Source organism: Paraburkholderia domus (assembly GCF_905220705.1).
Taxonomy (GTDB): domain Bacteria; phylum Pseudomonadota; class Gammaproteobacteria; order Burkholderiales; family Burkholderiaceae; genus Paraburkholderia; species Paraburkholderia domus.
Window position 1 is genome coordinate 474,441 of record NZ_CAJNAT010000002.1, and the last position, 21,795, is coordinate 496,235.

Annotated in this window: 19 protein-coding genes and 2 pseudogenes; 15 read left to right on the forward strand and 6 right to left on the reverse strand. The window is 59.2% G+C overall.

Going from position 1 to position 21,795, the window contains the following annotated elements; genetic code table 11:
* Window positions 1-39: 39 nt before the first annotated feature.
* Window positions 40-252, reverse strand: coding sequence for a hypothetical protein (locus KHO31_RS07240; RefSeq protein ID WP_201083758.1), 213 nt, complete (start codon window positions 250-252; stop codon window positions 40-42).
* 70 nt (window positions 253-322) lie between these two features.
* On the opposite strand from KHO31_RS07240, the gene KHO31_RS07245 reads away from it, so the two are divergent.
* Window positions 323-1,168, forward strand: a complete 846-nt coding sequence (locus KHO31_RS07245; protein ID WP_201086223.1) for an MBL fold metallo-hydrolase — start codon at window positions 323-325, stop codon at window positions 1,166-1,168.
* A 56-nt stretch (window positions 1,169-1,224) separates the two neighbouring features.
* Here KHO31_RS07245 and KHO31_RS39965 read toward each other — a convergent pair.
* Window positions 1,225-1,524, reverse strand: a pseudogene (locus KHO31_RS39965) (molybdate ABC transporter substrate-binding protein); the annotation flags it as partial.
* A gap of 333 nt (window positions 1,525-1,857) precedes the next feature.
* Here KHO31_RS39965 and KHO31_RS07255 point away from each other — a divergent pair.
* Both KHO31_RS07255 and KHO31_RS07260 read left to right on the forward strand, forming a co-directional pair.
* Window positions 1,858-2,846: pseudogene (locus KHO31_RS07255) on the forward strand (glycosyltransferase family 87 protein).
* A gap of 323 nt (window positions 2,847-3,169) precedes the next feature.
* Entirely contained in the window at window positions 3,170-3,874 is a 705-nt protein-coding gene (locus KHO31_RS07260) for a LuxR C-terminal-related transcriptional regulator (RefSeq protein ID WP_201086224.1), read from the forward strand.
* Between the two features lie 43 nt (window positions 3,875-3,917).
* Here the strand turns inward: KHO31_RS07260 and KHO31_RS07265 are convergent, their stop codons facing one another.
* Together KHO31_RS07265 and KHO31_RS07270 are read right to left on the reverse strand one after the other, a co-directional pair.
* A complete protein-coding gene (locus KHO31_RS07265) occupies window positions 3,918-5,864 on the reverse strand; it encodes an ATP-binding response regulator (RefSeq protein WP_201086225.1) in 1,947 nt (648 codons plus the stop codon).
* Window positions 5,865-5,933: 69 nt separating this feature from the next.
* Window positions 5,934-7,883 carry an ATP-binding response regulator gene (locus tag KHO31_RS07270; protein ID WP_201108440.1) on the reverse strand — a complete coding sequence of 650 codons (1,950 nt, stop codon included), beginning with the start codon at window positions 7,881-7,883 and terminating at the stop codon, window positions 5,934-5,936.
* A 778-nt stretch (window positions 7,884-8,661) separates the two neighbouring features.
* Here KHO31_RS07270 and KHO31_RS07275 point away from each other — a divergent pair.
* The 3 genes from KHO31_RS07275 to KHO31_RS07285 all read left to right on the forward strand — a co-directional run bounded on the left by KHO31_RS07275 (window position 8,662) and on the right by KHO31_RS07285 (window position 10,734).
* Window positions 8,662-9,018: a DUF4148 domain-containing protein gene (locus KHO31_RS07275; RefSeq protein ID WP_201083768.1), complete on the forward strand. Its 357-nt coding sequence runs from the start codon at window positions 8,662-8,664 to the stop codon at window positions 9,016-9,018.
* A 496-nt stretch (window positions 9,019-9,514) separates the two neighbouring features.
* A complete protein-coding gene (locus tag KHO31_RS07280) occupies window positions 9,515-9,970 on the forward strand; it encodes a CidA/LrgA family protein (protein ID WP_236556207.1) in 456 nt (151 codons plus the stop codon).
* Window positions 9,971-9,993: 23 nt separating this feature from the next.
* Window positions 9,994-10,734 (forward strand): LrgB family protein, encoded by a 741-nt coding sequence (locus KHO31_RS07285; RefSeq protein WP_201086227.1) that lies wholly within the window; start codon window positions 9,994-9,996, stop codon window positions 10,732-10,734.
* A gap of 134 nt (window positions 10,735-10,868) precedes the next feature.
* Here KHO31_RS07285 and KHO31_RS07290 read toward each other — a convergent pair whose 3' ends face one another.
* Window positions 10,869-11,759, reverse strand: a complete 891-nt coding sequence (locus KHO31_RS07290; RefSeq protein WP_201083778.1) for a LysR family transcriptional regulator — start codon at window positions 11,757-11,759, stop codon at window positions 10,869-10,871.
* A 122-nt stretch (window positions 11,760-11,881) separates the two neighbouring features.
* On the opposite strand from KHO31_RS07290, the gene KHO31_RS07295 reads away from it, so the two are divergent.
* Window positions 11,882-12,622 (forward strand): SDR family NAD(P)-dependent oxidoreductase, encoded by a 741-nt coding sequence (locus KHO31_RS07295; RefSeq protein ID WP_201083780.1) that lies wholly within the window; start codon window positions 11,882-11,884, stop codon window positions 12,620-12,622.
* A gap of 452 nt (window positions 12,623-13,074) precedes the next feature.
* Here the strand turns inward: KHO31_RS07295 and KHO31_RS07300 are convergent, their stop codons facing one another.
* Complete coding sequence (locus tag KHO31_RS07300) at window positions 13,075-14,469, reverse strand: FAD-binding oxidoreductase (RefSeq protein WP_201083782.1); 1,395 nt, start codon at window positions 14,467-14,469, stop codon at window positions 13,075-13,077.
* 259 nt (window positions 14,470-14,728) lie between these two features.
* Between KHO31_RS07300 and KHO31_RS07305 the strand changes: the two genes are divergently transcribed.
* From KHO31_RS07305 to KHO31_RS07340, 8 genes are all read left to right on the forward strand, one after another.
* Window positions 14,729-15,553, forward strand: coding sequence for a transporter substrate-binding domain-containing protein (locus KHO31_RS07305; protein ID WP_201083784.1), 825 nt, complete (start codon window positions 14,729-14,731; stop codon window positions 15,551-15,553).
* A 91-nt stretch (window positions 15,554-15,644) separates the two neighbouring features.
* Window positions 15,645-16,292 carry an amino acid ABC transporter permease gene (locus tag KHO31_RS07310; RefSeq protein ID WP_201083786.1) on the forward strand — a complete coding sequence of 216 codons (648 nt, stop codon included), beginning with the start codon at window positions 15,645-15,647 and terminating at the stop codon, window positions 16,290-16,292.
* A 9-nt stretch (window positions 16,293-16,301) separates the two neighbouring features.
* Window positions 16,302-16,964, forward strand: a complete 663-nt coding sequence (locus KHO31_RS07315) for an amino acid ABC transporter permease (protein WP_201083788.1) — start codon at window positions 16,302-16,304, stop codon at window positions 16,962-16,964.
* A gap of 15 nt (window positions 16,965-16,979) precedes the next feature.
* Window positions 16,980-17,843, forward strand: a complete 864-nt coding sequence (locus tag KHO31_RS07320) for an amino acid ABC transporter ATP-binding protein (protein WP_211622959.1) — start codon at window positions 16,980-16,982, stop codon at window positions 17,841-17,843.
* Window positions 17,840-18,991, forward strand: coding sequence for a histidinol-phosphate transaminase (gene hisC, locus KHO31_RS07325; RefSeq protein ID WP_201083792.1), 1,152 nt, complete (start codon window positions 17,840-17,842; stop codon window positions 18,989-18,991). The genes KHO31_RS07320 and hisC overlap by 4 nt, the downstream gene beginning before the upstream one ends.
* Window positions 18,992-19,100: 109 nt before the next feature.
* Window positions 19,101-19,817 (forward strand): histidine utilization repressor, encoded by a 717-nt coding sequence (gene hutC, locus KHO31_RS07330; protein WP_201083811.1) that lies wholly within the window; start codon window positions 19,101-19,103, stop codon window positions 19,815-19,817.
* A gap of 39 nt (window positions 19,818-19,856) precedes the next feature.
* A complete protein-coding gene (gene hutH / locus KHO31_RS07335) occupies window positions 19,857-21,410 on the forward strand; it encodes a histidine ammonia-lyase (RefSeq protein ID WP_211622961.1) in 1,554 nt (517 codons plus the stop codon).
* A gap of 88 nt (window positions 21,411-21,498) precedes the next feature.
* Window positions 21,499-21,750 carry a hypothetical protein gene (locus KHO31_RS07340; protein ID WP_201086228.1) on the forward strand — a complete coding sequence of 84 codons (252 nt, stop codon included), beginning with the start codon at window positions 21,499-21,501 and terminating at the stop codon, window positions 21,748-21,750.
* Window positions 21,751-21,795 lie beyond the last annotated feature (45 nt).

Below are 21,795 nucleotides of genomic sequence, written 5' to 3' on the forward strand. Positions count from 1 at the left end.
TTCGTCACTGTTGAAATCAAGGTATTCGCCGGCCCCAAGTTACGATTCGTCGAAGTTCACCGCACACCAGTCACGCCAGCCCAGCCTCGGCCCGGATGTCGCGATAAATGGCAGGCGCTCCCAGCTTCCCGTTTCCCTGGCCATCAATGCCGACGCTGCAAGCGAAGCGATCTCCTCCTGGAACAACCGCTTGGAGGCCCGTTCGGGCCAACGGCCGTCGCCAAACCGGATCTCATAGTCGGCGTCCGCCAACGCACAAATTCTCAATCGCGCAAAAATGCTATCTTTGAACCGTCTACCCAATATCGGCCGGGAGCGCGCTATGGCGGAGAACAAAGGTGATGTCGACGATCATTGGCACGTAAGCGCAGCTTGCTTCAACTGCGGCGCGGTTCGAACGGCCGCTCCCAATCTGTTCATCGAGCGAAACGGCGCTTCGGCGTTTGCTCACCAGCCTTCCAGTGAACAGGAAACAGAAGATGCTTGGCGAGGCGTCGTCATCTGTCCGGCGGCTGCCGTTCGGCCGCCAAAAGGTTTGAAGATGCCGGCAGGCCTCTTCCCGCAAGCCGTGGCTCCCGGCGTGTGGAGGCTCGGGTATAACGCCCGCTCTTCGTACGGCGCTCACAGCTACATCACGCTTGCAGGTGGCCTGCGTGTGATGATCGACGGGCCGCGCTGGTCCGGCCACCTGGAGCGCTGGATCGCGGAAGCCGGAGGATTGGATCATATCTTGCTGACCCACCGCGACGATGTCGCGGATGCGGGCATCTATGCGAAGCGTTTTGGCGCCCGCGTCTGGATCCATGCGAACGACGCCGATGGCGCTCCGTTCGTCACTGACGTAATCACGGGTGATCTGGCGCATGAGATGTTGCCGGGCGTTCGGGTCATTCCGATGGCGGGACATACGCGCGGAAGCGTCATGTTCCTCATCGGCCACACCCTTTTCTCTGGCGACTCACTGTGTTGGGATTTCCGCAGGCACGCTCTGCATGCCTTTCGAGACTTCTGCTGGTACGACTGGCCCACGCAACTTCGCTCCCTCGAGCGACTCGTTCACGAAAGCTTCAGTGGCGTGTTCGCCGGACATGGCGGAAGTATCATTCTGGATGCACCGACTATGCAGCGCGAACTGCGAGCATTTCTCGATACGGTAAAGGCGGACTGAGCGTTGCAATCGGAAATGATTCTTGGCGGTCGGAAATTTTCGGACGGGCTGTTAATTCACTTAGCTCCGTTTGCAGCGAAAATCTCCTTTGCCTCGGGTGACACCAGGAACTTGATGAACCCTTCGGCTGTATCTCGTTGCGAGGTGTTCGCCATGAGCACAGCGGTGTACGTGAGCGTGCTCTGGAGATCGCCCGGAAGCGGGCCAAGGAGCTTTATGCCGGGTGTCGTTGCGATGAGCGGTATCGTACCCGCCACCATATCGTTGCCCTTGCCCCTTGACACAGGTTCAAAAATCCCATTGGGTGTTGTGCGTACAATCTTCGGCTTGAGTGTTTCTGCAATGCCCAATTGCTCGGGGGCGTTTGCAAAAGCCTGGCTCGACTAACACCATGAGTCGCAATTTTGGCCGATGCGGTGCCGCGATGTACACTCCCTCAAAACCAAAAAGGGGGCGCCATGGTGAGGACATCAGCACGGCTGAACGGACACGTGGGGCACCAACGCCTCGCGCTCTATGCTTCGGCGGCGCTCGTGATTCAAAGCGTCGTGCTCCTCGCAGTGATCATCCGATATTATTTTTTCTGGAATGATTCGAGCGCTCTGGTCGGCGTTGACTTTACCGTTTTCTGGTCCGCCGCCAAGGTCGCGATTGATCACGGCGCTCCCGCGGTATTTTCGCCGCAATGGATGAGCCCGCTTGAGGCGACCCTAAGGCCCTTGGCTACAGTCGCACCTTGGCCCTATCCGCCGACATTCCTCGCGGTAGTATTGCCGCTTGGGGTGCTGTCGTTCCGCGCCGCGTTCGGTTTTTACGTCGTATTGTCGCTCTCCGCATATGCCCTGGCTATCTGGCGTCTCGCAAAGGGGCTTGACGTTGCAGCCAAGCTCGCGCTTGCATCGTTCCCGGGAGTCGCGATTTGCATCTACACCGGGCAGAATTCACTGATCACGATAGCGCGGCCGGCGGCGCGCTTGCGTTGCTCGCATCCAATCCGATATTGGCTGGCGCATGCGTCGCGGTGCTTGCGATAAAGCCCCAACTCGGGGTGCTTTTCCCGCTCGCGCTGATCTGTGGACGTCATTGGAAAGCGCTCTTCGCCTCCGGGTTGTGCGCTGCGGCGTTTGTGGCGGCCAGCGTGGCATTGCTCGGCAGCGCGGTATGGGCCGCATTCGCTTCATACCTGCCGGAATTTAACCGGCTTGCGGTTGTGCATGGCGGACACCTTTGGGGTGCCACACCGACTGTGTACGCGTCGGCGAGGCTGCTCGGCTTATCTGTCGGAGGAGCGTATGCCGTTCATGCGCTGATCGCCGTGCCGGCCGTCGCCGCGATGTCATATCTGTGGATCGTGCGCGCCCGGTTCGAACTCAGGGCATCGGCTTTGTGTATCGCGACACTGCTCGTGCAGCCCTATCTCGTCTATTACGATCTCGCTTGGCTTATTTTGCCTATCGTGTTCTTGATGCGCGATGCAAAAGCGAGAAAACTGAATCGCGCCGAATGGCTAGTTCTCGGCGTGGCCTGGCTCATGCCTGCCGAAGGAATTTTTGCGGTGCTGACGGATGTTCCATTGCAGTTCGCGCCGGTCGCGCTGGTTGCGCTAATGGTGGTTGTCATGCGCCGGCACATCGCTCACGCGGCCGGCACCATGGCGAACATCCGTAGCCGACCCTAAGCGACCTTACACGCTAGTACCAAACTGTCGGTACGCCGCAGACATCCAACGGCGAGGCTGTCGGCGCCCCACCACCACTTCGCCGATCGCAGTCATGCCCGCGGTTTCCGCGCAGGCCCGATTCGACGAATAACATACCTCCGCTGGGCGATAACCAAGGCGATGGCGGAGTTCAGCCCCCCCCCCCGCAAAAGGAGAGCTCACTATCCGTCCTTCAAGGTTCTGCGGCCTCGCCCGATATGCTAAGCTGTTAAGTAGTGCTGCGTGCAAATGTAGCGTGCGATCGATTGCTTTTCTCGGCTGCATGAAGAGGAGAAGCGACCATGAAAATCCTATGGGTCGATGACCACGAAATTCTTTGCGTTGCTCTTTCCGAATATGTCCAAACACACGCGTCGGAACTGAGCGCAACCCCAATCGACATCACGCCCGTCTTTACGCTTGCCAGCGCGCTTGAAGAAATCAACAAGACCGCTCCCCCAGACCTGGTATTCCTGGATCTTAATCTGGATGGTGAGAACCGTGGCGCCGCGACACTTGAGCATTTCCAGGCCGGAAATCCATCCCATGTTCCCGTGGTCGTCTGCACAGGACTTGCGCCTGGAAACGATCATGAAGTTGAAATTTTGCGAATGTGCATGCGTGACTACGCCGCTCGAGGAATCCTGTTGAAAGGCGGCGCGCACAAAAAAATGTTCATTGGACTGAGCAGGATCTTAGGCGGTGAACTCTGGATTCCGGAAGAAGTCTTGCTCCGCTTTGCCTGCTCGACGCAAGCACCCTCAGCTGGCCAGAATCAGCATCATCTTGGGCTTTCTCCGCGAGAGTGGGACTTGGCGCGTTGCATTGCACGTGGCCTCTCAGGGAAACAGATCGCAAGAGAGCTTAGCGTCTCCGAAGGACATGTCAGACAGGTTTCTTGTGTTATTTACGACAAACTTCAAGTCAGAAACCGCGTTGAAGCTGCACTTCGAGTCAATGCCGAGCTGGCCCTTGGAAAGGGCGCAGCAGATACGCGACTGTCGTGAAGATCTCCGCTACACCGCTCTTCATGTTCCCCTGGCATCACTTTTAACCGCTTTCGGTCGACGTTTTTGGCTTATGTTTTGCAAGTGTGATCAACAAGGTTCGTTCCGAAACCGGTTTCGACAAAAGCTTCATGCCACTGACGGCTACTTTTTTGAGCACAGCTGACGAGGTGTCCCCCGACCACAGGATTGCAGGGATCGAAGCGTCGGTAGCCGCGCGGACCGCCGTAATTGCAGCAATACCGTCTTCGTTTTCCAGCCGGTAGTCGGAGAGGATGAAGTGCGGACCGCTTGCCAAAGCCTCAATGCGCAACTGCTCGATGACGTCGGATGATGATTCCCCCGCCACAACGTAGCAGCCATGCTCGATCAGGCGCATCGATATTTCGATTCTTAAGTCGCGATTGTCCTCGATGATCGCCACGACCATATTGGTCAGGTCCGGGTCGTCGTCTTCAACCGTTTGAACCTCGCGCAACTCCGGCGGTATGAGTCCCAAGAACGGGACCGTAACCGAAAAACGCGAGCCCCGTCCTGGTGTCGAGTCCACGTCCAGTTTGTGACCAAGAAGGTTCGCGAGACCCTGGACAATGGACAGACCCAGGCCGAACCCCTTTTCACGATTCCTCTCGGGGTTATTGACCTGTACATAGCTTCTGAATATATCCGCCTGTCTGCCTTCAGGGATACCGATCCCGTTGTCCCAGACGCTTATCTTTATGCGGCTGCCTCGCCTCTGGCAACTCAGCAGAACGTGCCCCTTCTTTCCTCCCTGCTCGGAAGGCGTGTAACGGACCGCATTGATCACCATATTCCGGACGATCCTGTCCAGCGCATGTCGATCCGTACGGACCAGATAGGGGCGGCTATGGAGTCTTAACTTCAGCCCCTTCGCCTCAGCCAGCGGCTGCATATCCACGACGATGCCGCGTAAAAGGGAAGGCAGCGCCACCTCCTGAATTTCTACATTCCAGGTGCCGGACTCGAGCCGGCAGATATCCAATGCCCCGTTAATCATCCATTCCATCGCATCCACTTGCCTTTGCGCAAGCGAGACGTCTTCGACCAGATCGGTCGATTTAATGCTCCGCTCGATGAAATTTAACTTCAGGCCGAGCGTTGTGAGCGGTTGGCGCAGGTCATGGCTTATTGCAGCGATAAGCAGGTTCTTCTCCGCCTTTGCCGCTTCAGCCCGCTCTCGCGCCTCATCGATGATAATCTCTTTAACATATGCGCGTTTTTGAGTGTAAAAAATAAACCACGCGAGGAAACAATAACCAATTAGTTGAGCCGTATAAAAGCCCAGCATTGCTGGCCGGTAAATAAATAGAGGTGGTCCCAGGCTAAATCCGAACGGGATAGCGCCGAGCACGAATGAACCTAAATTCGCACGAAGACTGGGTGCGAGCAGCAGCAAGGTAAATGTATGGCTGATTAGCGTGTACTCAAGGAAGCCCAAACTGGCCAATTTGACGTAGGGAGCATGGCCCGAGAAATCGGGTGGGGTGAGCCCAAAGCTACCCACCGCCCACCAGAACGATGTCAGTGTGACGGCTGCAGCCCATGCCCAGTGCATCTGCTTGACCGCGTTGACGCCGGCGTGCTTCGGGAGCGCCATGGTCTTTTTCAGTAAGTATGCTGCCATGGGAGTGGCCATCACCCACAGTCCCAGGATCCAGACGACACGGAACCAAAGATAGCTATCCGACGTTTTGGTCCACGATCCATATACGCACAACAGCGAGGCTCCGACCGACACTAGCACGGTCCAACATACCGCTCGACGGGACAGCGATTGCAACAACTCACGTTTGACAAAGAGATTCTGCTCGGTACTGAGTGCTGCAACCGGTCCCAGAAAAGAATTCATAAACTCAGCGAATCTGCGGCGCTCGATTGTCTGAGCCGTTTCACCCGCGCACAGTGATGTTCTGGCCCCGGGCTTTTCGCCCGCGTCAGAATCACGTCGTGTTTGACTACGGGATGCCATAGCAGGCCTCCGGGAATCAGGTGCAGCTACGCTCCGTTGTGCTAGCTTTGTGTTCCCCTGCCATCTCTTTCACCCGCCTTCGGTCAATGTTTTTGGCTTATGTTCTGCAAGTAGGGTCAATAAGGTTCGTTCCGAATCCGGTCCCGACAAAAGCTTCATGCCACTGACGGCTACTTTTTTGAGCACAGCTGACGAGGTGTCCCCCGACCACAGGATCGCAGGGATCGAAGCGTCGGTAGCCGCGCGGACCGCCGTAATTGCAGCAATACCGTCCTCGCTTTCCAGCGGGTAGCCGGAGAGGATGAAGTGCGGACCGCTTGCCAAAGCCTCAATGCGCAACTGCTCGATGACGTCGGATGATGATTCTCCCGCCACGACGTAGCAGCCATGCTCGATCAGGCGCATCGATATTTCGATTCTTAAGTCGCGATTGTCCTCGATGATCGCCACGACCATATTGGTCAGGTCCGGGTCGTCGTCTTCAACCGTTTGAACCTCGCGCAACTCCGGCGGTATGAGTCCCAAGAACGGGACCGTAACCGAAAAACGCGAGCCCCGTCCTGGTGTCGAGTCCACGTCCAGTTTGTGACCAAGAAGGTTCGCGAGACCCTGGACAATGGACAGACCCAGGCCGAACCCCTTTTCACGATTCCTCTCGGGGTTATTGACCTGTACATAGCTTCTGAATATATCCCCTTGTCTACCTTCAGGGATACCGATCCCATTGTCCCAGACGCTTATCTTTATGCGGCTGCTTCGCCTCTGGCAACTCACCAGAACGTGCCCCTTCTTTCCTGCCTGCTCGGAAGGCGTGTAACGGACCGCATTGATCACCATATTCCGGACGATCCTGTCCAACGCATGCCGATCCGTACGGACCAGATAGGGGCGGCTATGGAGTCTTAACTTCAGCCCTTTCGCCTCAGCCAGCGGTTGCATATCCACCACGATGCCGCGTAAAAGGGAAGGCAGCGCCACCTCCTGAATTTCTACATTCCAGGTGCCTGACTCGAGCCGGCAGATATCCAGTGCCCCGTTAATCATCCCTTCCATCGCATCCACTTGCCTTTGCGCAAGCGAGACGTCTTCGACCAGATCGGTCGATTTAATGCTCCGCTCGATAAAATTCAACTTCAGGCCGAGCGTCGTGAGCGGTTGGCGCAGGTCATGGCTTATTGCAGCGATAAATTGGTTCTTCTCCGCCGTTGCCGCTACAGCCTGAGATCGCGCCTCCTCGAGAACAACCTCTTTTACACATGTGCGTTGCTGATCGTTGCAAATGAACCATGCGATGACACAATAGCCAATTAGTTGAGCCGTATACCAGTCAAACATTCCTGGTCGGTTAATAAATAGCAGTGGTGCCAAGTTAAATCCGAATGGGATAGTGCCGATCACGAGTGAACCTAAAGCCGCACGAAAACTGGGTGCGAGCAGCAGCAAGGTAAATGCCTGGCTGATCATCGTCAGTTCCACGAAGCCATACCGGGCAAATCTAAAGTAGTAACCGTGGAGGAGCACGAAGCTGGGTGGGATTAGCCCAAAGCTGGCCGCCGCCCACCAGAACGATGTCAGCATGACCAATGCAGCCCATGCCCAGTGCATCTGCTCGACCGCGCTGACGCCGGCGTGCTTCGGGAGCGTCATGGTCTTTTTCAGTAAGTATGCTGCCAAGGGAGCGGCCATCCCCCACAGTCCCAGGATCCAGACGACACGGAACAAGGGATACATATCCGACGTCTTGATCCACGATCCAAATACGAACCAGAACGGACTTCCGACCAACAGTAGCGCGATCCAATATACCGATCGGCGGGACAGCGATTGCAACAACTCGCGTTTGACGAGGAGATTCTGCTCGGTACTGAGTGCTGCAACCGGTCCCACAAAAAGATTCATCAATTCAGCGAATCTGCGCCGCTCGATTGTATGAGCCGTTTCACCCGCGCACGGTGATGTTCTGGCCCCGGGCTTTTCGCCCGTGTCAGAATCACGTGGTGTTTGAGTACAGGACGCCATAACAGGCCTCCGGGAATCAGGTGCAGCTACACCCCATTGTGCTAGCGGTCCGCCAACAAGTCGATGGACAAGTGTTCGGTTTTTTGCCAAACAAAAGTTCGTGATCCACGCAGGTGGTCCTACCTGAGATTTGTGCCCGCTGTGCCGAGCATTGGGTGGAAGACCGTCAAAGCTGCTGAACGAGGGTAAGTGCGAGTCTGATCTCTCGCGCTGCGCAGTACCAGTAACTCGCAGTTATCCTGATCAAACACGGTTCGCCAATTACGATATTGGGTGCTTGCTCCGCGTGTCCCGCGTCGAACTGCATCCGTAACCCGGCGTGCGCCGTACTCTCAAGAAGTCACGCTAACGAATAATCGCAAAGCGACACCGAACATTTATTCGCCCGCAAAGGAACATTTAATGCCGAACATCAAACTATCGACGTAACTACAACTGACACGGTTACACGGCGTAATAATGCAGCATAATTTGACACAAGGAGGGCGTCAATCACCGCACAATGGCTCGCGTTTCTCTCTTGTCGAATGCCTGTTACGAGTACGGTCTCTATAACCGGCCGATGCGGAAAACACAGTGCGTACATGCGCGACGTTCTCCACCTCACTTTCAGGGAGATTGACATGATCCGCAATACGCCCCCGAGTTAAGCCAGCTGAGTCGCGGACAGCTCCACGCCCCATATCAACCACAACTTCCAGTTTGTCTGCAGAACTGGCTGCAGTGTGCCATTAGGCATCCTGATTGTTAAATTGGCCATAAATCAAGGAGGTCCATTATGAAAACCCTTGCATGCATTGTCCTCGCCAGCTGTGTGCTTGCCAGCCCAGTCGTCAGCTTCGCTCAAAGCACTGCGCCCACCACCCGTGCGCAGGTGCGTGCTGAATTGATCCGTCTCGAGCAGGCCGGCTATCGCTTGGGCGACGGCGACCATACGAAGTATCCCGAGCAAATTCAGGCTGCTGAAGCGAAGATCGCTGCACAGGACAGCCAGCGAGCGGGCAACAGTGACGTTGGTGGCACGACGACCAACGGCACCTCAGACTCCGGCAGTGTCCAGCATATGTCGCAGCCCTCGCCATCGTCGTGCGTCGGCCCCGCAAGTTATTGCAACCTTTTCTTCGGTGGTAATTGACCGCCGATGGCTCGCCCGACACCGCCCCGACGATCCGGGTAACGTGCCCGAATCGTGTGGGGGCGTCCTCACCGGCGGCGTCCGAATCGTCGGCCCCTCCGCAACGAATAGCCAGTGACATGATGAACCCGCGGCCGATAGGCATTGCCGGCCATCTCTGCCCCTTTGCGTTGAAAGAAGCACTCTTACCCGCCCTACCCGATGGCGCGCGCGTCGTCTTCGTCGCCTCGGGCGTGGAAGACCCACAGCGGAAGTGCGAAAGCTGGAATACCTTCCCTTCCGGCTCCCCTCCGCCGCATCAAAGTTAACAATTTCTTCAGTCTCGCTCCATGGTGCTCGCACCGACTGGCGCGCAAGATTGCGGAACATGCGCTGGATGATGCCCACGCACGCCTTTCAGCAATCGGTCGCCAACCGTCTCGATGCCCTGCCGATGGTCCGCGGCCTCATTGCTGAATAGGCCTTCCGCTTCCAACTTGCCTGGAAGGAGAGCGATATGAAAAGTGCAACGAAAAACGCAACTGCAACCCCAGTCGACTCGAAACCGGCAGCAAGCCGCGAGGCCACGATTGTGCAGTCGTTTGCCGTTCTCCTTGCCTTTCAGTGCCTCGGGGAACTGATTGCCTATGTCACTCAGGTCCCGATTCCCGGACCTGTGATAGGGATGGTTCTGTTCCTTTGTCTTCTTTCGGCATCACCCGCGCTCGCGCAGCGGGTGGACTATGTGTCGCGCGGCCTGCTCAATCATCTCTCGCTCCTCTTCGTTCCCGCCGGGGTCGGCGTAATGGCGCTCGCCGGCGCGATGAAGGGTCAGTTGATTGCGATCTCACTCGCAATCGTCGTCAGTACGATTCTTTCGATCGCGGTTAGCGCGCTGGTGGCCGGCAAATTGATGGCCAGGCTCGAAAGAAAGCAGCAGCGCCTGGATGCGCCGAAGCCCACGCACGCTTAGGGCGCGACTGCACGGAGGTTGTCATGAAGTTTGGTGAAATATCCCCGATGGCGGACGCTTTCATCGGCGTATCGCCGCTGGCCGCGCTCACCGCGACCATTGGCGTGTATGTCTTCGCATGCTGGGTCCACACACTTGCGAAGCGAAGTCCTTTGGCCAATCCAGTAGCGATCTCCGTTGCCCTGCTCGTAGCGCTTCTGAAGTTGTCGGGTATGCGATACAGCACGTATTTCGAAGGCGCGAGATTCATCCAATTCCTGTTAGGGCCGGCCATCATTGCGCTAGCGGTGCCGCTTCACCGGCAGATGCCAAAGCTGCGCAAAGCGCTGGTCCCTTTGCTCGCTGGCCTGGTCGCCGGCTCGGCAACGGCGGTCGTCTCAGCCGTCGGGATAACGATGTTGCTGCACTGCTCAGGCGTTGCGGTGGCATCGATCGCGCCGAAGTCAGTCACTGCGGCCATTGCAATGTTGATCTCCGCCAGGATAGGCGGCATACCCTCACTGACCGCCGCGATGGTCATTGCGACTGGCATTTCCGGCGCCATGCTCGGAAGCCTCGTACTCGACCCGTTAGGCGTGCGGCGCGACGATGTGCGCGGTTTTGCCATAGGTGTCGCATCGCATGGCATTGGGACGGCGCGCGCATTTCAGATCAGCGAAGAAGCGGGAGCATTCGCCGGCCTCGGTATGGCGATGAACGGCATTTTCTCCGCATTCGTGTTGCCGATCGTCTTTCCTGTGATCATGGTTTGGCTGTTGACCTGATGAGGCTGCCCGTGGACGTTCACCTTCGCTTTCATCCCGAGACAGAAAACGTGAGCGAGCGTCAACCGGCGGCCGTTGCCACGGCCTACGTCGGCTAGAGATCTCGCCCGTTGCGCCCGATTGATTCCGTTTGCCTAAATCCGCTGTGGGAGGGCCGTAGCAAAAAAGTCAGTCGCGCGGCGCACGCGTGCCGGTACATACCGGCGTTTTGGCCAGACGAGGCTGACGTCTCTGACCTCGCTTATAAATTCGTCGAGAACCGTGATGACGTCCGGATGTCGGAGCTCATCGGCAAGAGAGACCTTGGCGAACAGGCCAATTCCAACGCCGGCCAGAACACCGGCCCGGATCGTTTCGACACTGTTGGACGAAAGATTTCCGCGAACGGACACGCTGAATCGACCCTCCGGGCCTACAAACGGCCAATTCGCCGACTCCATCAGGCCGCCATATAAAAGGCAATTGTGATTAACGAGTTCGGCGGGGGTTTTGGGTATTCCGTGTTGCTCGAAATAACTGCGGGAGCCGACGCATACGAGGGGGGTGCTGGCCACGCGCCTGACAACCGCATCAGGATCGTTGACGGGGCCCACCCGGATCGCCAGATCGATCCGATCTTCCACCATATCTCGTACGAAGTCCGAAAGAACAAGATCGACCTGAAGGCCGCGATTGTGCGACAACAGCTCGGGTATCAGCGGAAGGATGTGAAGGCGGCCGAAAGTAGCAGATGCGGCGATCCTGATCAGACCGGAAGCATTAAGCGTGCTGCTGGTCAGTTCGCTGTCGGCTTCATCCATCTCGTCAACAAGCGGTTTGGTCCGGTCATAGTATTTCTGGCCCTGGTCCGTCAGGGTCACGCTGCGTGTGCTTCGGTTAAATAGCGCCACGCCGAGGCGCTTCTCCAGCGCGCCGACGGCCTTGCTGATGGCGGACTGTGAATCGCCGGTTCTACGCGCCGCGGCGGAAAAGCCGCCCGCTTCAACGACGGCGATAAAGGCATTCAACTCCTGAAACCGATCCATTGCATTCCCCTTGCCCGACCCATTCTCTTGAAGAATAGATCTTATGGAAAATCCGCGGATTATCATTCCCGGCGACGACAATTACCATGAACCTGTCATTCACGAACAGGCAGAAGGTTGCGATGTCCACTCTCGCAGGAAAGATTGCCGTCATTAGCGGCGGAACGACCGGGATCGGTTTGGCGACTGCCCAACGTCTCGTCGCTGAAGGCGCTCACGTCTTTATTTTCGGCCGCCGGCAGGCTCAACTCGACGAGGCCGCCGAACTGATCGGACGCAACGTCACCGCTATTCAGGCTGACGCCGCGAACCTCGATGACCTCGACCGTGTCGCTGCAGTGGTGCGGGCCGAAAAGGGTGTCGTCGACATCATCGTGTCGAACGCGGGCTTTACCGAGCAGGCCTCGATCGACACCATCACGCCTGAGCATTTCGACAAGGCGTTCAACCTCATGGCCCGCGGCCCCGTCTTCCTGGTGCAGAAGCTGCTGCCGCTGATGACAGGGGGTGGATCAATCATCCTGGTCTCGTCGGCCATGCACGTCATGGGCATTCCTGGCCACACCGCCTACGCGGCGACCAAGGCGGCGTTGCGGTCCTATGCCCGCACCTGGGCTGCGGAATTCAAGGATCGCGGCATTCGCGTCAACATGCTCAGCCCTGGCGTCACCGACACCCCGATTCTCGACGCCCAGTCGGCGACACGCGAGGATCTGGTGAACATGTACCAGAGCATGATCCCGATCGGGCGACTCGCTCGGGCTGAGGAGCTTGCCAGCGCGGCGCTCTTCCTGGCGTCCGACCAGAGTTCGTACGTGACGGGTGCGGATCTGATGGTCGATGGTGGCATCGGCCAGGTCTGAGACCAGAGCGTCGCCGGCGCAGCGGCTGCTCGGTTCGATGGCGATAGTAGATGTAGATAGACGTTGTCGGCCTCGACTGACTTTTCCGCTTGATGGCGCGCAGATCGAACTCGTAAAGGGCGGCTACCAAGCCGCCCTGCCCGAGCCAGTTTGCGCAACTTCAAACTTCAAAAATCACGCGCAACGCCCCCTCGCCATCCGGATGGCCTTATCGAAGCTGCTGTCCGTGGCGACGTGTCTGTTGTCGACGCTCACCAGCCAACGCTCACCGTTGCAGCACCAGCGAATCCTCCGCTCTTCGAGGAGCAGCGCAAACCACCGCCAAATGGAGGCATCCTCGGCGTTGGCGGCTAAAGCCGCCGCCGCTCTGACATGCCTCATATCATCCAGATTGCCCACCTCTCACCTCATCAAGTTTTGACTGGCTCCCGACGTATCTGACCTATAGCCGGTCAGATCACCTTGCCCGGATTCAGGATGCCGTTCGGATCGAGCGCCGCCTTGATTGCTATCATCGCCGCCAGTTCCTCAGGCGAACGCGATACGGCCAGAAACTCTCGCTTGAGCAGACCAATGCCGTGCTCCGCGGACACAGAGCCGCCATACGGCTTCAACATGTCATAAACAAACGCGTAGATTGCGTGATGCGAAACGTCCGGCACCGACCGACCGTCGACCGTCAGGTGCAGGTTTGAATCGCCGATGTGGCCGAAGAAATAAGACACGTTGCCCGGCCATTTCTCGTCGAGCGCAACGCGGCAACGGTCGACAAATTCGCCCAGCGCACCGGTGGGCAGGCTAACGTCGAAATTCACGGGATCCAGCTTCACTGGAAACTCCGCGGTGCATTCGCGAATCGCCCAAAGCGCCTCTGCGTCACCAACCGATTGTGCAATCACCGCATCCAGCATCACGCCCTCTTCAAGCAGTTCACCGAGCACGGCTGCAAATGACTCACCGTCATCGGCAGCATCAAAGCTCGCGTGCTCAACCAGTGCATAAAGCGGGTAAGCCTCGGCGAACGGCGAGCGCCCGCTCGAGGTCAGCGAGACCCCCAAGCGGAAGAAGTCAGGCCACATCAGTTCGAACGCGCTGACATCGGTCCCGAACTTGGCCGACAGCCGTCGCAGCAGTTCCACCGCCTTGTCGTACGCGTCGAATGCGACGAGGACCGTGTGCCGTGCGGCGCGTCGCGGCCTTAACCGCAGCACGGCGCGCGTAATGATCCCTAGCGTGCCTTCCGACCCGATGAACAGGTGCTTGAGATCGTAGCCGGTGTTGTTCTTCACCATCTTGTTCATCGAACTGAGGATGGCGCCGCTCGCGAGCACGACCTCCAGTCCGAGGATCTGCTCGCGGGCGGTCCCCGACTGGATCACCCGGTTGCCCCCGGCATTGGTCGCCAGATTGCCGCCGATCTGGCAGGAACCGCGTGCCCCCAGGTCGAGCGCCAGTTCGAAGCCGGCTTCCAGCGCTGCCTCCTGGGCCGTTTGCAAGGTCGTCCCGGCCAGCACGGTCATCGTCGCCGAGGCGGTGTCGATCTCTTCAATCCCAGCCATCCGGTCAAGCGACAGCGCGATATCCGATGCCCGGGGAATCGCACCCCCTGACAGTCCGGTCATCCCCCCTTGCGGAACCACCGTCCGACGCGCTTCATTGCAGATGGCCAGCGCCCGTGCGACCTGCTCCACGGTCCGCGGCAAGAGCAACGCCGCGGGCCGCGTCGCGGCATGCTTCGTCCAATCCGTCATCGACCGTTCGCCGATCGCCGCACCCACCCGCACACCATCGTCGCCAAGCACTTCACGTAGCGCCGCCAGCGTGTCATCAAAGGAGGCGCTGCTCATACCGCACCTCCTGCGCACGACGTGAAAACGAAAGCATCTGAAAGTGGAATCGAAAGGGACATGTAAACACTCCTGAGGGAATTTTCGTTGATGTGACAAGCTGTATATACCGCACAAATGCAAACCGCAATCAGGGGTAAACGATGCAGCAAAAACAGGCAATTTGGAAAAAATCGCGGTATATACTGCGTCACATCGAACCGGCCGGCGCCGACGGTACGACCCCTACAGCGTTTTTCTATCCCTCAGGAGAAATCCCATGAACAAGATGGCAGGCTGGAAGAGTTGTGCAGTGACTTTGGCGTTGTGTGCGGCAAGCGTGGGCGCCCACGCGGACGACCTGGCCAACGTGCACAAGGCCGGTGAACTGGTGGTCGGCACGGAAATGCAGTTCGCGCCGTTCGACTTCCTCGAGAACGGCCAGCAAGCCGGCTTCAACAAGGATCTGTTCGCCGAAATTGGCAAGGAACTGGGCGTGAAGGTGCGCTTCATCGACCTGCCGTGGCCGAGCGTGTTACCCGGACTGGAAGCGCACAAGTTCGACATGGTCGGCGGCCCGCTGACGGTGACGAAGGCCCGTGCGGACCGCTACGCATACACCCTGCCGATTGCCGACGCGACCGACGCGCTGCTCAAGCGCACCGGCGACACGTCCCTCAAGCAGGCGTCGGATATCGCCGGCAAAACGGTTGGCGCGGGCAAGAGCACGGCACAGTACGAACAGCTGAAAGTCTGGGCTGCGACCCTGCCCAAGCCACCTGAAATCCGCGAGTACGTCGACTTCAATCAGGCTTACTCCGATCTTGCCGCTGGCCGCATCGTCGCCGTGGCGAACTCGGTAACCAATATCGCCTACGTCGCAAAACAGCGGCCCGACACGTTCGCGGTCATGCAACCGTCGTTCGGCGCGAAGGTGTACTACGCCTACTGCATGCGCAAGGACGAAGACAGCAAGACGCTGCTCGCCGCGTTCGACGCCGCGCTGGTCAAGATGAACAAAGACGGACGTCTCGCAGCCTTGCAGAAGAAGTGGCTTGGCGTCGCCATGGACACGCCGAGCACGCTGCCCGCACCGAATTATTGAGCGAGCCACACCGGTGTTCGCGCGTGTGCGGCGCAGAGCCTGCCGCACACGCCTGCCCGACCTTTCGCCCCCCATTTCCGACGCTCCCGCCATGTTCAGCCCGATTGTTTTTGCGCAAGCGTTCCCCCTGTTGCTCAAGGCGGCACTTGCAACCGTGGGAATCTCGCTCGCCGGTCTTGCGATCGGCTTTTTCCTGGCGCTCGGCGTATGCGCCGCACGGCTTTCCACCCACCCCGTCACACGTGCGTGCGGAGGAACCTATGTGTTCTTTTTCCGTGGTGTACCGCTGCTCGTGCAACTGCTTCTGGTGTACTACCTGCTGCCCTTTGTGGGCATCAACGTGCCGCCACTCGTCGCGGCAATCAGCGCAGTTTCGCTGTGTTCCGCCTCGTACGTCGCGGAGATTCTCCGTGGCGGCTTTCTAAGCATTCCGCCAGGTCAGATGGAGGCCGCCCGCATGCTGGGTATCCGCCCGTTCGACATGCTCCGGCGCGTGCAGGTACCCCAGGCGTTCCGGCTCACTCTGCCTTCGCTCGCGAACGAGATGGTGCTGCTGATCAAGGCATCGTCGCTGATCTCTGTTGTCGGCGTTGCTGAAATCACGCGCACCGCGCAGAACATTGCTGCCGGCACCTATCGGCCACTTGAAGCGTATCTGGCTGCCGGTCTGATCTATTTTCTGATCAACGGCACGCTGGCGGCGCTCGCTCATATGGCCGAACACCGGCTACACGCATGAGGCCTTACGATGAAACAGTTCGATCTCACCGTCATCACGCACAACCTTCAACCGATACTCTCGGGTCTCGCCTACACCATCGGCACCTGGACTGCGGGCGTTCTCATCGGCATAGCGATAGGCTTCATGATCGCGGTCCTGCAATTGTTCGGCAGCAGATGGTTGCGCGCACTGCTGCGTGCCTATGTCGAGTTCTTCCGCGGCACGCCGTTTCTCATCCAGCTCTTTCTGCTCTACTACGGCGGCCCATCGTTCGGTCTGACACTCGAGCCGATGACGGCCGGTGTTATCGGGCTAGGCCTCTATAGCAGTGCCTATTTTGCAGAGGCATTCCGCTCGGGATTCCGTTCAGTCCCGAAGGGTCATCTCGAAGCGGCGCAATGCCTCGGGCTGCCCCGCCTGCAGACGGTATGGCGCGTTCAGCTGCCGCAGATGCTCGTGCTGATCGTGCCCGCGCTCACCAATCTCACCATCGTGCTGAGCAAGGAAACCGCCGTCCTGTCGATCGTCACCGTCCCTGAACTCACCTTCGTATTGACGGGGATCGGCTCAGCGACGTTCGCCTTTATGGAAACGCTGCTCGTGCTGTGCTTCTGCTACCTCGCGCTGGTCGAAACGACGTCACGCGCCGGCGCATGGGCAGAGACACGTCTTGCCCGTTTTTACGCCTGACAGGGATTCCCCGCCATGAATGCCATTACTGATATGCCTACCAGTCCTATCCCGAACGCCACGCCTCCCACGCGCCAGCCTCTGATCCAGGTACCTGAGCTTGGCAAGCAGTACGGCGAAAACGAAGTATTACGTGGCGTCGACCTCGAAATCGCCAAATCCGAAGTCGTTTGCGTTATCGGGCCGTCCGGTTCGGGCAAGAGCACCTTGTTGCGCTGCGTCGCGGCGCTCGAAACCTATGACCGGGGCGAGGTGCTGATCGAAGGCGAACTGCTCGGTTACGCCGACCGCAACGGTCGCCGCACGCGGGCCTCACAGGGCGAGATCAACCGCGTTCGGCGCAACGTCGGCATGGTGTTCCAGCAATTCAATCTGTGGCCGCACATGACCGCGCTCGGCAACGTCATGGAAGCCTTGCAGCGCGTGCGCGGCCAGTCGCGCGACGAAGCGAAGCGGCGTGGCATGGCGATGCTGGAGACCGTGGGTCTTGCACACAAGGCCGACGCTTACCCGGCCAAACTTTCGGGCGGCCAGCAGCAACGCGTTGCCATCGCACGCGCGCTGGCGATGGAACCGCACATCATGCTCTTCGACGAGCCCACTTCGGCGCTCGATCCCGAACTGGTCGGCGAGGTGTTGCAGGTCATGAAGCAACTCGCCCGCGACGGTATGACGATGATGGTGGTCACCCATGAAATGGGCTTCGCCGCCCAGGTCGCCGACAAGGTGGTCTTCATCGATCAGGGACGCATCGCCGTGCAGGGATCGCCGCACGAGGTCTTTCATGATGCAGCCCAGCCGCGCCTGCGGCAATTCCTGCAGAACTACTTTGATCGCAACGCGTTCTGGACGCGAAGCAACGATACGGAGCCAGCATGACCCCTACCGATGCGCTCATTGACGCCCTTCGTCCCGAAGTGCGCGCATTGCCCGCCTATAACGCGGGGTTGTCCGCGGGACATGTGCGCGAGCAGTTCGGTGTGACACGCATTGCCAAACTCGCCAGCAATGAAAATCCGTACGGCGCGAGCGCGCGCGTGGCCGATGCGCTGGCGCAGGCGCTGGCCGACGGCATCGCTGTTTATCCAGACCCAGCCTGTGGTGTGTTGCGGGCCGCACTGGCGGCACGTCTTCCCGTCGATGCCGGACAACTGGTGATCGGCAACGGCTCCGAAGATCTGCTGTCCGTGGCGTCACACACGTTTCTTGCGCCTGGCGACGAGGTGGTCACCGTCGTGCCGTCGTTCGGACTGCACGTCATTTGCCCACAAAGCGTCGGTGCTATCGTGACGACCGTTCCGATGCGCGACCTCGAATTTGACGTTGACGCACTCTGCGCAGCGCTCACGCCCAACACGCGGATGCTGCTGGTGAGCAACCCGTCCAATCCTGTTGGCTGTGCGATGGACGGCGCGCAGATCAAGCGCCTGCTGTCCTGTGTGTCGCCCGGCACGCTGGTCGTCTGGGACGAAGCGTATTACGAGTATGCCGTCGCCACGCTAGGTTATGCGGACTGCCTGGCATTGCTGGCGGAATCAGGATTGCCGTGGCTTGTGCTGCGGACGTTTTCCAAAGCGTATGGACTTGCGGGGCTGCGGATCGGGTATGGCATCGCATCGGACTCGCGGCTCGCTGACCTGATGAACCGGGTGCGTACGCCATTCAATATCAATCACCTCGCCCAGTGCGCCGCGGTCGCGGCCTTGTCCGACCCTGAACACGTTGCCGCTAGCGTTGCGCACGTGACCAGCGAACGCGAGGGGATGCGCGCATCGTTGCTCGCGCTCGGCTATATGCCGGCACGCTCATGTGCGAACTTTCTGTTTTTCGACGCCCATGAGGATGCGGTCGCGCTGTCGCAGCGGCTACTGCGTGAAGGCGTGATCGTCAAACCATGGCGGGAAACAGGCTACGCGAACTGCCTGCGCGTCTCTATCGGCAGCCGCGACGACAACGATCTGTTTATTGAAGCGCTTACCCGTCTGGGCGCGGCACAGAGCAGAGGAATGCAAATTGAAATCCACTGAACGTAACCTACACTCCTCCGCGAATGACGTGACAAACCAGGCTGGCGTGCATGGAAAACGCGCAGCCCGCGGTACGCCGGCATTTGAAGTAACAGTCGAAGGGCCGACCATGGCCCGCTACGAGCGCGTCAAGACCTACATCCGGACCACCATCGACGCGGGCACCTGGCGATCGGGCGATCGCATTCCCTCCGAGTTAAGCCTGGTCGAAACACTCGGCGTGTCGCGTATGACAGTGAATCGCGCCTTGCGTGAGCTGAGCGACGAAGGCCTGCTCACCCGGCTATCGGGTGTCGGCACGTTCGTCGCCGAGAGCAAGCCGCAATCCACCCTGCTGATGATCGCCCATATTGGCGACGAAATCCGCTCGCGGGGTCATGAATACAGCTTCAAGACCTTGTTGCAAAGACGGGAAACCGCGCCGGCCGTCGTGTCGAATGCGCTGGGACTTGAACCAGGTGCCTCGGTGTTCCACGTGATCTGCGTGCACCGGGAAAATGGTCTGCCGGTCCAGCTGGAAGATCGATATGTCAATCCTGCGGTAGCGCCGGCGTTTCTCGACCAGGACTTCAACAACGCACGCCCTTCCGCGTATCTGTACAGCACGGTGCCGCTCGATGAAATCGAACACGTCGTCGATGCGGGTCTTGTCACCGTCACTGAGGCGGAACTGCTGGAAATTTCCAACGGCGAACCCTGCCTCACCCTGGTGCGGCGCACGTGGACAGGCGGTGTCGCTGTCACGTTCGCGCGGTTCGTCCATCCAGGGTCGCGCTATCGGCTGGGCTGCCGCTTTACGCCCGATGTCGCCCAGCGACAAGGCTAACGCTGACGTGCTTTCTTCACTTGCTCATATCGGACAGTCATGAAACAGATCGACAACCTTATTACTCTCGTGCCGGGCAAAGTCCGGCTTGATCAGTTGCGCAGCGTGCTGCGCAACACCACGCCAATCGAAATCGACCCCAGCGCGTTTTCATCGGTGGAACGCAGCCATGCGGTGGTCGACGACGTGATTGCGCGCGGTGCCGTGGTCTATGGGATCAACACCGGCTTCGGCAAGATGGCGCAAACCGTCATTGCGTCGGACAAGCTGGCCGAGTTGCAAAAGAATCTCGTGCTCTCGCACAGCGTCGGCACCGGCGAACTTCTCGCCGACAGCACGGTGCGCCTGATCATGGCGCTCAAGGCCATCAGCCTTGCACGCGGTCATTCCGGCGTGCGCTCCGAAGCGATTCATGCGCTCGTGCGTTTGCTCAACGCCGGCGTTTATCCGTGCATTCCGGCGAAGGGATCGGTCGGCGCATCTGGCGATCTGGCGCCGCTCGCGCATATGACCGCGGTGCTGATCGGCGTTGGACACGCACGCGTTGACGGCAAACGTGTCACCGCGCTCGAAGGATTGCGCCATGCCGGACTCGAGCCGCTGCAACTCGGCCCGAAGGAAGGGCTCGCCTTCCTCAACGGTACCCAGGTGTCCACGGCGCTGGCACTGGTGGGTCTGTTCGCCGCGGAAGACGTGTTCGCATCCGCCGTTCTCGCCGGCGCGCTGTCGCTCGAAGCGATCAGGGGATCGCTCGCGCCGTTCGACAGCCGTATCCATGCAGCGCGGGGCCAGCCGGGTCAGATCGATGTGGCCGCCGCTTACCGGGCACTCCTCGAAGACAGCCCGATCGTTGCGTCACATCACGATTGCGGGCGCGTGCAGGATCCCTATTCAATCCGCTGCCAGCCCCAGGTCATGGGTGCATGCCTGGATCAGTTGCGTCACGCCGCTGAAGTCTTGCGCATCGAAGCGAATGCGGCCTCGGACAATCCGCTCGTCTTTGCAGACGAAGGCGACGTGCTGTCGGGCGGGAATTTCCACGCTGAACCGGTGGCGATCGCGGCAGACAACATTGCGATCGCAATCGCTGAAATCGGTGCGATATCCGAACGGCGTCTGGCCTTGCTGCTCGATTCGAACCTGTCGGGCTTGCCGCCGTTCCTCGTCACCGACGGTGGCCTGCACTCGGGGTTCATGATTGCGCAGGTCACGGCCGCGGCGCTTGCCTCGGAAAACAAGTCGCTCGCCCATCCGGCAAGCGTCGATAGCCTGCCGACCTCGGCCAATCAGGAAGATCACGTGTCCATGGCGACGTTCGCCGCGCGACGTCTCGGTGACATGGCCGAGAACACTGCCGTGGTCGTCGGTATCGAAGCGATGGCCGCGGCGCAAGGCATCGAGTTTCATCGCCCCCTGCGCTCGACCGCGACGCTCGAAGCCGTGATCGGGAAGATTCGCGAGAGCGTGGCCTTTTATGAAAAGGACCGCTTTTTCGCGGACGATATCGCAGCCATGAAAGCATGGGTGACAGGGATCGAGGCGCCGGAATCCGTCGCCCGTACGCTGCCGAGTCATCGGGCCGCTACGGTCTGATGGCGCGCGGCGGCGACGCAACCAGGTCGCCGCCGCGCTTTGGCGTAAATAAACATGAAGGGAATATCCCATCCATCAGGGACGCCATATGGAAGACATCCGCGCTTCTGGTTCACCCCGGCAGGGGCAGCGGCAATTGCAGGTGCGCGACAATGATCAACGCACCTGCTTCCTGCTTGTGTGGAGCGATTCCGGCGACGGCGCAGCGGTACTCGCAACCAGCCGGACTTTTCGTACCATCCGCACGGCAATCTCCGAAGGCGTTGCGCGCTTCGGCACGATGGCGGTACGCCGGAAGATGCCTTTGTCCGGCGCCGCACAGCCGCCGGAGCGCGTCTAAACGGCATCAGGTGCGTCATCGGCACAATCTGCCGCGACGCTCCGC